Source organism: Caballeronia sordidicola, from assembly GCF_002220365.1.
Taxonomy (GTDB): Bacteria; Pseudomonadota; Gammaproteobacteria; order Burkholderiales; family Burkholderiaceae; genus Caballeronia; species Caballeronia sordidicola_C.
In genome coordinates this window covers 32488-46654 of sequence record NZ_MTHB01000003.1, presented here as the reverse complement: position 1 = coordinate 46654, position 14167 = coordinate 32488, and the positions used below count along the sequence as shown (strand labels likewise).

General features: G+C 61.2%; 11 protein-coding genes. 4 read left to right on the top strand and 7 right to left on the bottom strand.

The genetic code is table 11. The features are described from left to right. The 3 genes from BSU04_RS00205 to pabB all read left to right on the top strand — a co-directional run. Nucleotides 1-738: Hsp70 family protein (locus tag BSU04_RS00205; protein WP_179258144.1), on the top strand; the 738-nt coding region annotated here is incomplete at its 5' end. 333 nt (nt 739-1071) lie between these two features. Further along, nucleotides 1072-2214 (top strand): molecular chaperone DnaJ, encoded by a 1143-nt coding sequence (dnaJ, locus tag BSU04_RS00200; RefSeq protein WP_089158712.1) that lies wholly within the window; start codon nt 1072-1074, stop codon nt 2212-2214. Nucleotides 2215-2248: 34 nt separating this feature from the next. Beyond that, complete coding sequence (gene pabB / locus BSU04_RS00195) at nt 2249-4042, top strand: aminodeoxychorismate synthase component I (protein WP_089158711.1); 1794 nt, start codon at nt 2249-2251, stop codon at nt 4040-4042. A gap of 56 nt (nt 4043-4098) precedes the next feature. Here pabB and panB read toward each other — a convergent pair whose 3' ends face one another. The 6 genes from panB to hda all read right to left on the bottom strand — a co-directional run bounded on the left by panB (nt 4099) and on the right by hda (nt 9484). Continuing rightward, nucleotides 4099-4914 (bottom strand): 3-methyl-2-oxobutanoate hydroxymethyltransferase, encoded by an 816-nt coding sequence (gene panB / locus BSU04_RS00190; protein ID WP_089158710.1) that lies wholly within the window; start codon nt 4912-4914, stop codon nt 4099-4101. A 58-nt stretch (nt 4915-4972) separates the two neighbouring features. Next, nucleotides 4973-5680, bottom strand: a complete 708-nt coding sequence (locus BSU04_RS00185; protein ID WP_089158709.1) for a deoxynucleoside kinase — start codon at nt 5678-5680, stop codon at nt 4973-4975. 58 nt (nt 5681-5738) lie between these two features. After that, entirely contained in the window at nt 5739-6266 is a 528-nt protein-coding gene (gene folK / locus BSU04_RS00180; RefSeq protein WP_089158708.1) for a 2-amino-4-hydroxy-6-hydroxymethyldihydropteridine diphosphokinase, read from the bottom strand. A gap of 76 nt (nt 6267-6342) precedes the next feature. Continuing rightward, nucleotides 6343-7968, bottom strand: a complete 1626-nt coding sequence (pcnB, locus tag BSU04_RS00175) for a polynucleotide adenylyltransferase PcnB (protein ID WP_179258143.1) — start codon at nt 7966-7968, stop codon at nt 6343-6345. Continuing rightward, on the bottom strand, nt 7961-8647 hold the full coding sequence (locus tag BSU04_RS00170; protein WP_089158718.1) for an HAD family hydrolase: 687 nt from the start codon (nt 8645-8647) through the stop codon (nt 7961-7963). Before BSU04_RS00170 ends, pcnB begins: the two co-directional genes overlap by 8 nt. A 111-nt stretch (nt 8648-8758) precedes the next feature. Then, nucleotides 8759-9484, bottom strand: coding sequence for a DnaA regulatory inactivator Hda (hda, locus tag BSU04_RS00165; RefSeq protein WP_306427162.1), 726 nt, complete (start codon nt 9482-9484; stop codon nt 8759-8761). 233 nt (nt 9485-9717) lie between these two features. On the opposite strand from hda, the gene purM reads away from it, so the two are divergent. After that, nucleotides 9718-10773: a phosphoribosylformylglycinamidine cyclo-ligase gene (gene purM, locus BSU04_RS00160; protein ID WP_089158705.1), complete on the top strand. Its 1056-nt coding sequence runs from the start codon at nt 9718-9720 to the stop codon at nt 10771-10773. A gap of 48 nt (nt 10774-10821) precedes the next feature. On the opposite strand, the gene BSU04_RS00155 is transcribed toward purM, so the two are convergent. Next, nucleotides 10822-14127 carry a DEAD/DEAH box helicase gene (locus tag BSU04_RS00155; protein WP_089158704.1) on the bottom strand — a complete coding sequence of 1102 codons (3306 nt, stop codon included), beginning with the start codon at nt 14125-14127 and terminating at the stop codon, nt 10822-10824. Nucleotides 14128-14167 lie beyond the last annotated feature (40 nt).

The following is a 14167-nucleotide window of genomic DNA, read 5'->3' as shown; positions in this document are numbered from 1 at the left end:
AAGATGATCAACAAGAACACGACCATCCCGACCAAGCACGCACAGGTTTATTCGACGGCGGATGACAACCAGAGCGCCGTGACGATCAAGGTGTTCCAGGGCGAGCGCGAAATGGCAGCGGGCAACAAGCTGCTGGGCGAGTTCAACCTCGAAGGCATTCCGCCGGCATCGCGCGGCACGCCGCAGATCGAAGTGAGCTTTGATATCGACGCGAACGGGATTTTGCACGTCGGCGCGAAGGACAAGGCAACGGGCAAGGAAAACCGCATCGTCATCAAGGCGAACTCGGGCCTGTCGGACGCTGAGATCGACAAGATGGTGAAGGACGCCGAAGCGAATGCCGACGAAGATCACCGTCTGCGTGAACTGGCCGACTCGCGCAATCAGGGCGACGCCTTGGTGCACAGCACGAAGAAGGCCGTGGCTGAATACGGTGACAAAATCGAAGCGGCTGAGAAAGAGCAGATCGAAGCGGCGTTGAAGGATCTTGAAGAAGCGCTCAAGGGCAGCACCGCTGACAAGGCTGCGATTGACGCGAAGATTGAAACGCTGTCAACGGCGTCGCAGAAACTCGGCGAAAAGATGTACGCCGACATGGCTGCAGCGCAGGGTGCGGCGGGCGCAGCAGCGGGTGCGGCAGGTGGCGCGGGCGCGGCAGGCGGCGCCGGTGCACAAGCGGCGCCGGAGCAGCACGACGATGTTGTCGATGCCGACTTCAAGGAAGTGAAGAAGGACTAAGTCGATTGAACCGCATCAGCGATTCGTCGATGAAGGAACCGGTCCCGTGCAACGTTGGCTTTGCACGGGACCGCGACGAAAAATGTCTTGTGCGCGACTGAGCGTACGGACGAAGAGCGCGCCTGGCGAGCCAAATGGCTCCCCGGGCACGTTGTTTTTTTAGAGGGCGCTGCGCTTCGTGCGGATGGACCAAGCGAGTTGATCATCTTTTGATCGCGCGAATCATGCATGAAGGCCGGGCGTCGACGAACCACATGAGTCGAAAGACTCCAGGCATCCAAGAGGGAGCTGCCGCGCCTGATCTTCGATCAGGCGCGGTGGCGCTGAACCGATATGGCGAAACGGGATTACTACGAGGTTATGGGCGTCGCGAAGAATGCGAGCGACGACGAAATCAAGAAGGCTTATCGCAAGCTTGCGATGAAGCATCACCCCGACCGCAATCCGGATAACAAGGATTCGGAAGCGCGTTTCAAGGAGGTCAAAGAGGCCTACGAAATGCTCTCGGATCCGCAAAAACGCGCAGCCTACGATCAGTACGGGCATGCCGGCGTTGATCCGAACATGGCCGGTGCAGGCCAGCAAGGTTTTGGCGGATTCGCCGATGCGTTCGGCGATATTTTCGGCGACATCTTTGGCCAGGCGGCCGGCGGCGCAGCGGGAGCCAGTCGAGGGCGTGCGGGTCCGCAGGTTTATCGTGGCGCGGATTTGCGCTACAGCATGGAAATTTCGCTGGAGCAGGCGGCACATGGCTACGACACGCAAATTCGCGTGCCGAGCTGGGTAAATTGCGAGATCTGCAAGGGCTCGGGCGCGAAGCCCGGGACCAAGCCGGAAACCTGTCCGACCTGTCAGGGACAAGGCACTGTGCGCATGTCGCAGGGCTTTTTCAGCATCCAGCAGACTTGCCCGAAGTGTCATGGCACCGGCAGCCACATTCCGGAGCCGTGCGGTCATTGCCACGGCGCGGGCAAGGTGAAGGAAACGAAGACGCTGGAAGTGAAGATTCCGGCGGGTATTGACGACGGCATGCGGATTCGCTCGTCGGGTAATGGCGAACCGGGCATCAACGGCGGTCCGAGCGGTGACTTGTACGTCGAGATTCACATCAAGCAGCATTCGGTGTTCGAACGCGACGGCGACGACCTGCATTGCCAGATGCCGATTCCGTTCACTACGGCGGCGCTTGGTGGCGAGATTGAAGTGCCGACGCTTGCTGGTCGCGCGAGTTTCACCGTGCCGGAAGGCACGCAGTCGAGCAAGACGTTCCGGCTGCGCAGCAAGGGTATCAAGGGATTGCGCTCGAGCATTGCCGGGGACCTTTATGTGCATGTGCAGGTTGAAACGCCGGTCAAGCTCACCGACCAGCAACGCGATCTGCTCAAACAGTTCGAGCGTTCACTGACGGAAGGCGGCGCGCGTCACAGCCCGCAAAGCAAGAGCTGGTTCGATCGGGTGAAGAGTTTCTTCGACTAAGGCTCCCTCGACTAAGGCTCCTTCGACTAAGGCAATGATCATGCAGCAACGCAGCGAGGTTTTCGCGCTGCTCGACGATTGCGACTCGACCGCCGAAAGGCGGTCGAGTCGCCTTCACGCCAGCTTCTTGCGCGAACGCACATGTCATGATGCGGCGCAACTCGACCAAGTGTGTGCGAGTGTTGAAGCAGACCTGCGCGACGGACTGCACGCCGTCGTGCTCGCAGACTACGAATTTGGCCGCAACCTCCAGTTAGCGCAGCCCGGCGATGCCGCGCTGCGCTTTTTGTTGTTCCGCGAGTGCACGTTGTTATCGCGTGAAGAGGCGAATCAATGGCTTGTCGCGCGTGATAATGGCCTGGCTGACCAGCCGTCGGTGGCGGGGGTGGCGAACGTTGAAGAGAGCGTGACAGGCGATGCATTCGAGCAGGCCATCGCGGCCGTTCAGGACGCTTTGCAGGCCGGCGATTCTTATCAGATCAACTACACGTTCCGTCTCGCCTTCGATGTCTTTGGTTCGGTCGTCGGTTTGTATCGACGGCTGCGGGAGCGGCAGCCGGTGCAATACGGCGCGTTGATTGCGCTGCCCGATGGACGCGATGTGCTCTCGTGCTCACCCGAGTTGTTCATTCAGCGCGACGGCGACGTGCTGCAGGCGCGGCCGATGAAAGGCACGGCGCCTCGCAGCGCGGACCCGGAATGGCTGCGGCTCGATCCGAAGAATCGCGCCGAAAACGTGATGATCGTGGACTTGCTGCGCAACGACATGTCGCGTGTCGCGGTCACGGGAAGCGTGCAGGTGCCGCGCTTGTTTTCGGTTGAGGCGTACAACTCGGTTTGGCAGATGACATCGACGGTAGAAGCGCGGTTGCTTCCCGGCACCCCCTTCGCGCATATCCTTCGGGCGCTTATGCCATGCGGCTCGATCACAGGCGCGCCGAAGCACAAGACGATGCAACTGATCGATGCGCTGGAAAGCACGCCGCGCGGTATTTATACGGGCGCGATCGGTTGGCTGGATAAGAGCCAGAACTTCTGTTTGTCGGTGCCGATCCGGACGCTTGAAATACAGCACGGCAGAGGCAGGATGGGCGTGGGCGCGGGCATTGTGCTTGACAGCGTTGCCGCCGATGAATTCGAGGAGTGCGAATTGAAGGCTCAATTCCTGACCGGCTCCGATCCGGGGTTCCAGCTCTTCGAGACAACTTTTGCGACGCGGGAAGAGGGGGTTCGTCATGGCGATCGGCATCTTGCACGGCTGGCTGCGAGCGCGCAGTGGTGCGGTTTTCCGTTCGATCGGGTGAGGCTGCAGAAACGTATTGAAGAGTCCTGCGCGAGCTTCGAAGCGAAGGCGGGTTATCGGTTGCGGATTGCGTTGAGCAAAAGCGGTGAGATTACCGTGACAAGTGCGCCCCTCGTGCCGTTGGCGGCGTCAATCGTCGACGTTTTGGTGGCATCGGAATATGGCTTCGCAGCGCGATCGGCGGATAATCCGTTGCTCAGGCACAAGACGACGTCGCGTGAAGAGTATGACCGCGCGTGGCGTGAGGCCGAAGCGCTAGGCGCGTTCGACATGCTGTTTTTCAACGAGCGCGGAGAGTTGACGGAAGGGGGGCGATCGAACGTGTTCGTGAGACTCAATGGCTGTTGGAACACGCCGCCGCTCGACGCGGGATTGTTGCCGGGCGTGATGCGTGGCGTCTTGATCGAAGAGCTGGATGCCGAGGAACGCACGCTGACGCGTGAGGATCTGGACGGTGCGGAATCGTTGATGATCTGCAACGCGCTCCGCGGCGCGATGCCGGCGCGTTTGAAGGGCTTGCATTAAGCAGAGGGAAGCGTGACGAACAAAAACGCCGCCTCTGACAGAACCGCAAAAGCCCCTTAAAACGTATGCTCCGGCCCGGGAAATGTCTTCTCCCTGACGGCGCGAACATACGCCTCGACGGCGGCAAGAATACTCGGCTGCCCTTGCATGAAATCCTTAACGAAGCGCGGCCGTTTGCCGGGGAAAATCCCGAGCATGTCGTGCAGCACAAGCACCTGGCCCGAACATTCGATCCCGGCGCCAATGCCGATCGTAGGGATGACCAACTGCTGCGTCACCTCGCTAGCCAGAAGCGTAGGCACCGCTTCGATCACCAGCAACTGCGCGCCGGCATTCTGAAATGCGAGGGCATCCCGGCGCATTTGCTCTGCACCGGCGTCGGTTTTTCCTTGCACCTTGAACCCGCCAAACGCGTGCACCGATTGCGGTGTCAACCCGACATGCCCGCAAACGGGAATTGAGCGATCGACGAGAAACTTGACCGTATCGGCGACCCACTCTCCACCTTCAATCTTCACCATCTGCGCGCCCGCCCGCATCAATGCCACGGCGTTTGCATAGGTTTCCTCGCGTGAGCCAACCGTGCCGAACGGCATATCGGCGACAACCAACGCGTTCTTGTTGCCGCGTGCGACTGCTGCAGTGTGATACGCAATATCGGCCAGCGTCACGGGCAGCGTCGTGCCATGCCCTTGCAGCACGTTTCCAAGCGAATCACCGATCAGCAATACATCGACGCCCGCGCGATCCAGCAACGCGGAAAAACTCGCGTCGTAGCACGTCAGCATCGTGATTTTTTCGCCGGCTTCGCGCATGGTCCTGAGCTTCGGGACGGTGATCGCGGAGCGGCTGGTTTCCTGCAAATAAGCCATGGAAATTTCCACATCGACTAGATAAGAGACGGCGCGCCTACGCGCAAGCCGGACGGACTTAAAGTGACGTGCCCTTGACAAAGAATTCCTTGCGCCCACGCATGGTTTCAATTCGATCGACTAGCAGCGCCAGATCGGCGTCCGATTCCAGCGGGTTCAGATGCTCGGCGTTTACCGTCAACAGCGGTGTGGCGTCGTAGTGATAAAAGAAGTCATTGTAGGCGTCACAGAGGGCGCGCAGATACGCGTCGGGAATCTGCAGTTCCATCGGCACTGCGCGCTTTTGAATGCGCGCGAACAATACCTCGGGACTCGCCTGCAAGTACACCACCAGATCCGGCCCGGGCGCGGATGTGTCAATACGCTTGGCGATCTCCCGGAACAGCTCGAATTCGTCGTCGGGGAGCGTGAGGCGTGCGAACAGCGCGGTTTTATCGGTGATGAAGTCGGTGATAAGCGGCGCACTGGCGTTTTGCCCGAGAGGCCCCGGTGCGCCCAGCAGCGCCGCTGCGATCTCTTGCGTTTGCTGCGCCCGCTGCAACGCAAACTGCAATTGTGTGGGCAGCGCGTAACGCGTGTTGTCGCGATAAAACCGCTCGAGAAACACGTTCTCCTGCGGGCGCTCGAACAGCGTGCGCATCGACCAGCGTTCGGCGAGCAAGCGTGCAAGCGTGGTCTTGCCGACGCCGATGGGCCCTTCGATCGCGATATACCGATGCGGCGGGCGCAACTGCGGCGCGGTGACGGTGAGGGGCGACATGCTCATGGGCTATTCACCTTTCAGGCTTCGTGTCGCGGGATTTAAGGCTTCGCGTCGCCAATTTTTAGACTTCGCGTCGCGAAGTGCAGCGGGAAGCGAATAGCGCGCACTGATGTGTCGCTACTTTTTCAATACGTTGATCCTGAACCGAGGCGAGAAATGAATCGGCGCGGCCACGTTGTGCAATGACCACATCGCGATCGAGTTCGACCAGCGGCACGAGTGTAAACGCGCGCTCGGTGAGACGGGGGTGGGGCACGACGAGGTCGGCTTCCTCAATGCAGGAATCGCCGTACAGCAAGATGTCGATATCGAGTGTACGCGGCGCATTCCTGTATGGCCGCTCGCGTCCGAAATGGCCTTCTATGCCGTGGCACAGCCGCAGCAACTGGCGCGCGGTCAGCGTGGTATCGATCTTGACGACGTAATTGAAGTAGTCGTCGCCACCGGCGTCCACGGGCGCAGTGCGATAGAGGCTCGATTTCGCGAGCACGGTGATCGTGTGTTGCTGAGCAAGACACACCACTGTGTCTTTCAGAGTCTGGCGCGCGTCACCAAGGTTTGCGCCCAGGCCCAGATAAGCTACCGTCATGGCATGAATCCTACGACTGTCGTTCGGCGAAACATGACTCACGCGCGTTGATTAATTAAAACGCGCACAGTCCGTGTCAATCGTCGCGCTGGCCACCGCTTTCGTCGCCATACCGCACATCACGTACGTCACGTACGTCACGTACGTCACGCTCTTCGCGATTGTCGCGAGCTGACCCTTCTTCTACGGTGCTCGCGCCGCCCTCCATTCCGTCACCCGGCCTGCGGCTTTTGGCGTTGCTGCTACGCCGCCGTCGTTTCTTGACAGGTGCCCGGTCCTTCCCGCCTTGCGAAAGCAGTGACTCTCGCGCGGCAGCGTCCCCCTCGATGAAATCCGTCCACCACTGACCAACCGATGCATCCAGTTCGCCGGATTCGCATCGCAGCAGGAGGAAATCATAACCCGCCCGAAACCTTTGGTGTTCCAGCAGCTTCATCGCGCTTCTGCCCGAGCGTTTTTCGAGCCGAAGTTGCAGACCCCATATCTCCCGCATATCCGATGAAAACCGCTTGTGGATAGCGAGTTTTTCGGTCTGCATGTCGAGCACGTCGTCCATCGCGCGATGCAGCGCGGGCACGGGGAATTCACCGGCGGCCGTGAACTGCTCCCAGCGCGTCTGCATGTCGTTCCAGAGCAGCGTGGCGAAGAGGAAACCGGGTGATACACCTTTGCCGGCGCGCACGCGTTCGTCTGTATTGGTCAACGCGAGCGTGATGAATTTCTCCCCATGTGGCGATTCGAAAATCACGTCGAGCAGCGGCAACACGCCGTGATGCAAACCTTCCGCGCGCAGCCGCGTCAGGCACGCGAGCGCGTGACCTGAGAGCAGCAGTTTGAGCATTTCATCGAAGAGACGTGCTGCGGGAACGTTGCTGATCAGGTAGGCCAGTTCCGCGATCGGTGCGCGCGTGGCGGGCTCGATCTCGAAGCCGAGCTTCGCTGCAAAACGCACGACACGCAGCATGCGCACCGGATCTTCGCGATATCGCGTAGCGGGGTCACCGATCATGCGTAGCAAACGCGCGCGGATGTCGGCCATGCCGTCGTGATAATCCAGCACGGTCTGCGTGGCCGGATCGTAATACATGGCGTTGATCGTGAAGTCGCGGCGCGTGGCGTCTTCGTGCTGCTCGCCCCACACGTTGTCGCGCAGCACGCGGCCGCTGGCATCCACGGCATGCGTGCGCGTGTCCATCTCGCCGCGTCGCAGGCGGGGCGGCGGCGGTGAGGGGGGTGCGTCGGCGGGGGTATCGACGAGCGCGCGAAATGTAGATGTCTCGATGATGTCCTGCCCGAACTGCACGTGCACGATCTGGAACCGCCGGCCGATGATGCGCGCGCGCCGGAACAGCTTCTGCACCTGGTCGGGCGTGGCGTCTGTTGCAACGTCGAAATCCTTCGGCGCCACGTTCAGCAGCAGGTCGCGCACGGCGCCGCCCACGATAAACGCCCGATGCCCGCCTTGCTGCAGGCCGTCAGTCACGCGAATGGCGTTCTTCGAGATCAGCGCCGGGTCGATGCCGTGCACGTCCGCCGCCAGGATCACCGGCACGTTGGGATCGCGTTTCGCCACGGCGGGCGCCGCTTTCTTGCGCGTGCTCTTGCGGGCGGGTTTTACATCGTCGGAGAGCGGGGCGGTTGCCGGGGTCTCTTCTTTGGCGCTTTCCTGGCCGAACAGCTTGCGGATGAGTTTTTTAATCACGTGGGGAGAAGATTTCCAGGATGCGCCAGCCCCGGACCTGCGCATGCGCGCGCAGGGTGTCGTCGGGATTGGTCGCGATCGGGTCGGTGACTTTCTCGAGTAGAGGAATGTCGTTGTGCGAGTCGCTGTAGAAGTAGCTGTGTTCGAAGTCGTTCAGGCTTTTCCCCAAGGACGCGAGCCACGCTTCGGTGCGCACGATCTTGCCCTCGCGGTAGCTCGGCGTGCCTGTTGCGCGGCCGGTCAGCTCGCCGTTGGGGATATTGTCGACCGTTTCGACCTCGCACGCGATCAACGCTTCAATCCCGAACGCCCGGCCGATCGGCGCCGTGATGAACGCGTTCGTGGCGGTGACGAGGCAGCAGAGATCGCCGGCATCTTGATGCTTGCGCACGAGTTCCAGTGCCGCTGGAGCAATGGCCGGCGTGATGATTTCGCGCATGAATTGCGCGTGCCAGTCGTCCAGTTGAGCGCGCGGATGCTTGGCGAGCGGTGAAAGCTGGGCGCTCAGGTACGCGTGGATGTCGAGCGTGCCAGCTTTGTAATCTTCGTAGAACGCGTCGTTTTGCTTCGCGAACTTCGCGGCGTCGACAATGCCGAGCTTCGCCATGAAGCGACCCCATTCGTGGTCGCTGTCTGTCGGGATGAGCGTGTGATCGAGATCAAAAAGGGCTAGGTTCATGGGAGCGCATTTTACTTGAAGCGGGTGGAAGCGTTCGCTGGCTGCTCGCGGTGGAGTGATCGGCTTGAAAAGGGGCTTGAAAAGGGGCCTAAAAAGGGGCTTGAAAAACGGCTAGAAAAGCTCGGTCTGCGGGCGCGGTGCATCGTCCTCTTTTGCGGCGAGCATCGTGCGTAATAACGGCAGTGTCACGGCACGCTTTTGTTCCAGCGAAAAGCGGTCGAGTTCATCGAGCAAGGTCATCAGGCTGGGCATGTCGCGTCGAAAATGCGTGAGCAGGTAGGCAGGGACGTCGTCGGCGAGCGCGATGCCGCGCTCGCGCGCCGCGTGTTTCAGCGCGCTGGCCTTGCTTTCGTCGGAGAGGGGCGTGAGCTGGAATACAAGTCCCCAGCCGAGGCGCGTGCGCAGATCTTCTCTCACCGATAACCCCAGCGGCGCCACATTGCCCGTTGCGACCAGCGCGCTGGCCGGATGCGCGCGCACCTCGTTGAACAGGTTGAAAAGCGCGATTTGCTGCGCGCCTGAGAGCCGCTCGCAGTCGTCGATGGCGTAGACGCTGACTTTCGGGTCGAAGGTGAACGCGGCCAGCGGCGCTTGCGGGCTCAGGAAGTGCGCCCGGCCGTTCGCTTCGTGCACCAGCGCCTGGAGCAGATGGCTGCGGCCGCTGCCCGCTTCGCCCCAGACGTAGAAGGTCCGGTCGGCTACGGGGCCGGCTGCGAGCGCACCGTCGAGTTCGCGCAGACGCGTCACCAGTTCGTGGTTGCCGGCGGCGAAAAAATTATCGAAGGTGGCGAGCGGCGGCGTGCCGAGATCGAGCGTCAGTTGGCGTTGCACGGGCAATCGGTTCCGTCAGGGCGTATCTTGAAAAGCAGCGCGCTCAGCTTGGCCGATACCCGGTTTATGCCGTGGCGAAAGGCGTTGAGCGCAAGGTCGAGTTTCCAGCCGGATGGGCGCGAGTCTCGAAAAGGGTTTGGTGCGCTCTTTCGGAGTCAGGGCCGCGAACTGCGAGAAATCCGGCCGGGCGGCTGGCATCGGTTAAAATCTCATTTTACCGACCTTCTCGCCGATCCCCCATGAATCAACCAAAATCCGCCTCAGATGCCCAAGGTTTGTCCTATCGCGACGCGGGCGTGGACATCGATGCCGGCGACGCGCTTGTCGACCGGATCAAGCCCTTTGCAAAGAAAACCATGCGCGACGGCGTGTTGGGCGGAATTGGCGGATTCGGCGCGCTGTTTGAAGTACCTAAACGATACAAAGAGCCAGTGCTGGTTTCCGGCACGGATGGCGTGGGTACGAAGCTGCGGCTGGCTTTTCAACTGAACAAGCATGACACGGTTGGCCAGGATCTGGTCGCCATGAGCGTCAACGACATCCTGGTGCAGGGTGCTGAGCCGTTGTTTTTCCTCGATTATTTCGCCTGCGGCAAACTGGACGTGGATACGGCGGCGACCGTGGTGCAAGGGATTGCGCAGGGTTGCGAGCTGGCTGGTTGCGCGTTGATTGGCGGTGAAACCGCTGAAATGCCCGGCATGTATCCGGACGGTGAGTACGATCTCGCCGGGTTTGCGGTGGGCGCGGTTGAGAAGAGCAAGATTATCGATGGTTCGACCATTCAGCCGGGCGACGTCGTGTTGGGCCTTGCTTCTTCCGGCATCCATTCAAATGGGTATTCGTTGGTGCGCAAGATTATCGAGCGCGCGCAGCCTGACCTGAATGCCGATTTCGATGGCCGTTCGCTCGCCGACGCCTTGATGGCGCCGACGCATATTTACGTGAAGCCGTTGTTGTCGCTGATGTCGCAGATGGCCGTCAAGGGGATGGCGCACATCACCGGCGGCGGGCTGGTTGAAAACATTCCGCGGGTTCTGCGCGATGGCCTGACGGTTGAGCTGGATCACCGGGCGTGGCCGCTGCCGCCGTTGTTCTCGTGGCTGCAGAAGCATGGCGGTGTGGCTGACGCGGAAATGCATCGGGTGTTCAACTGCGGGATCGGGATGGTCGTGGTGGTGGCCGCTGGCGACGCTGAAGCCGCGACGGGGCTTTTGTCGGCGGCTGGCGAACAGGTTTGGTCGATCGGCGTAGTACGTGATTCGCTTCCCGGCGAAGCTCAGACTGTCGTGGTCTAAATCTTCTTTAGCGCCGATGGAAACCACCGGCGCTAAAGAACAGCGAACTCAAACCGCCGGCATTGGCGCGAGTAACGCCTCAATATCCTCGGCAGAAAACTTCGCTGCTCCGGCCGCGTCCTCACGCAAAATACTATCGGCGAGAGCGGCTTTGCGGCCCTGCATTGCCACAATCCGTTCTTCAATACTCCCCGCCACAATCAGCTTGTAGACAAACACCGGCTTCAACTGCCCAATCCGATGCGCCCGGTCCGTCGCCTGATTTTCCGCCGCCGGATTCCACCACGGATCGTAATGAATCACCGTGTCCGCGGCGGTCAGGTTCAATCCCACGCCCCCCGCCTTCAGGCTGATCAGGAACAACGGTACCTCCCCGTCCTGAAAACGCGTCACCGGCGTAATCCGATCAGTCGTATCTCCCGTCAACGTGACGTAGGGAAGTCCGGCTTTATCGAGCGCGGCAGCAATAATCGCCAGCATCCCCGTGAACTGCGAAAACAGCAGCACCCGACGCCCTTCCTCAAGCAGCTCCGGCAGCATATCGAGTAACAAATCGAGCTTCGCCGACTCCTCCACACGCCCGGCTCGCGCCAGCTTTACCAACGCCGGATCGCAGCAAACCTGCCGCAACTTGAGCAACGCCTCGAGCACGACAATATGGCTGCGCGCCAATCCCTGGTCCGCCACCGCCATCTGCACTTTTTCCTGCATCGCGATGCGCACGGTCTCGTACAGATCACGTTGCGCACCCTCGAGCGCCACGGTCCGCACAATGGTCGTTTTCTGCGGCAATTCCTTCGCGACCTCATCCTTCCTTCGACGCAGCATGAACGGCCGAATCCGGCGAACCAGCAAATCGCGCCGCACTGGATCGTCGTATTTTTCGATCGGCGTGCGCCAACGCTTCGTAAAATCTTTCTGCGTGCCAAGGAAGCCGGGCAGCAAGAAATCGAATTGCGCCCACAACTCACCCAAGTGGTTTTCCAACGGCGTGCCGGTCAGACACAGCCGATGCCGCGCGCGCAAATCGCGGATACCCTTCGCGGCCTTGGTCGCGACGTTCTTTACTATCTGCGCTTCATCAAGGATCAGCAGGTGGTATTCGTGCAGCGACAACATCGCCTGATCGCGCCACAGCAGCGGGTACGTGGTCAGCACGAGATCGTGCTCGTCAATCTGATCGAAACGTTCCTTGCGCTGCGGGCCATGCAGATCCAGCACCCTCAAATCTGGTGCGAACTTTTTCGCTTCCTCACACCAGTTGTGAACCAGCGTGGTCGGCAAGACCACCAGCACCGGCCGGTCCAGCCGTCCCGACTCCTTCTCGACCAGGATGTGCGCCAGCGCCTGCACGGTTTTGCCGAGGCCCATGTCATCGGCGAGAACGCCCGACAGATTGCGCTCGCGCAAATACTGCATCCAGTTGAGCCCTTCGCGCTGATACACCCGAAGCTCGGCATTCAAGCCATGCGGCACGGGCACTTCCCGAAGCCCCGGGCCTTCTTGCAAACGTTGAGCAAGCTCGCGAATGGAAAGATCGCCGTGAAACTCCCAACGGCCGGTGTCGCTGAGTGCTTCCAGCCGCCCGGCGTCCTGTTCGGAGACGCGCAGCGGATGTGTGCCGAGGGTATCGAAGAGATCGATCAGTACCCGCACCACCGGCTTGATCCGCGACGCCCGCACTCGCAGCCGTTCGCCAAGATCGGTCTTGAGCTCGATGCCTTCGTCGTCGTGTATTGAGTCTATTGCGCCTGCCAGCCAGCGCCGGTCACGCTGGAACAGGTCAGCCAGAAGCGGTTCGAGCCGAACGCTCCGATCGCCCACGGCAATGCCGAGTTCCAGGTCGAACCAGCCGTCGGTTCCCTGGCGCGCGGTGCCCTGGATGTCGTCGATCTCAATGAAGTCGAAGCGAAATTCCGGCGACATGCTCACGCGCCAGCCGCTCTCGCGTAACTCGGGCAACGCGTCGTTGGTGAACACGGCCCACGCGTCGGGCACGGGCAAGCCGAGCACGCCATTGGGAATGGGCTTGGGTCCAAAACGCTGATGCGAGGGAATCTGGCGGAAGCCAAGATCGTAGAGCGAGGCCAGGTAGCGCGCTTCCACGTCGTGACGGCGCCTCACCTGAACCATCTCACCGGACGCGGCGCGCATGACCGTGGTGGCGCGCGTGGGATCGATGCTGAAACCGTCGTAATCGAAACTCACTAGGGCAAAGTCGAGCACGTTCGCCGCGGTGCGCTCGTCGCGTGACCGCCAACTGCTGTTGACGGGCCGTGTATCGAGCAGGAGCACCGGCACCGGTTCCGTATCGACAATATGCACGTTCAGCGATTCGGGCTCCGGCGGCGGAGGCAGATCGGAGTCGACCTCACGCAGCATCGCGCTGACCAGCGGCGCTTCGGCAAGCGAGATAGGCGGCATCGATAAATAATCGGCCAGTTGCCGCGCGGGTTGCGGCATTTCGACGACGCCCGCTTCACCCGTTTGCGTGTCGGCGAACCACAGCGGTTCGGTGGGAATGACCAACGTGGCGGGCGGGTCGGTTTGCAGCACGGGATGCACGCGATCGTCCGGATCGGGCGTCCACTCGATTCGTCCCGGCCGTTGCTCACCTTCGCGCAGCGGCCGGCGCGGCTCCGAGGCGTCGTGGTCGGCCGGCATGGCGCTGAACAACCGTCCTGTTGCCAGCATGCGCTGCATCAGGTCCGCGCCTTCTTCGCCGTGCAGCCCGAAGCCACCGAAATCGTTGCGGGAGCGTCCAATGACGAGCCCCCGCACGATGGTCATGTCTTCATCGCTCACGAACTTCGGCTGCTTGACAAGCGCCGCGTCCAGATTCGTCCAGGGCCGGTCAAGCGTCTGGAACGAGCCGTCCGGACTCAGCCGCACCTTATGCAGCGCGACTTCGGCGGTGCGCATGACGCGCGACGTTCCCAGTACATAAACAAGCGCCAGCGCGCCCCCAGAATCACCGGGCTTTTTTGCTGAGTTGCTGCGAGTGGAGGCGAACCGCGAGCGGAATCCTTCAAGCCAGCCCGCCACTTCAGGGCGCACGGTTTCGGATTCGCGCGGTCTGTCCGTGGCGCTCGCGAGCAATACGGCGGCTGCGTGCTTGCAGCCGAATCCGACCGGGCACGAACAATGGCCTTGCGCCGACAGCGCGCCATTGTGATCGTTGAACATCACCTCTACGGAATAAGGCTGGCGTTGCGTTCCTTGAACGGTGGCGCGCAGGACGTCTTCGTCCCAGTGCAGGCGCGTTACTTCGTCCACATAACCGCGTGCCTTGGCCACGGTATGCGAGCCGAGCCATTTGATGATTTGAGCCGTGTCGTACGCAAACGCCGGCATCAGCAACCCCGTCCGTGCATGGCCGTTCCTGTCTCACCCT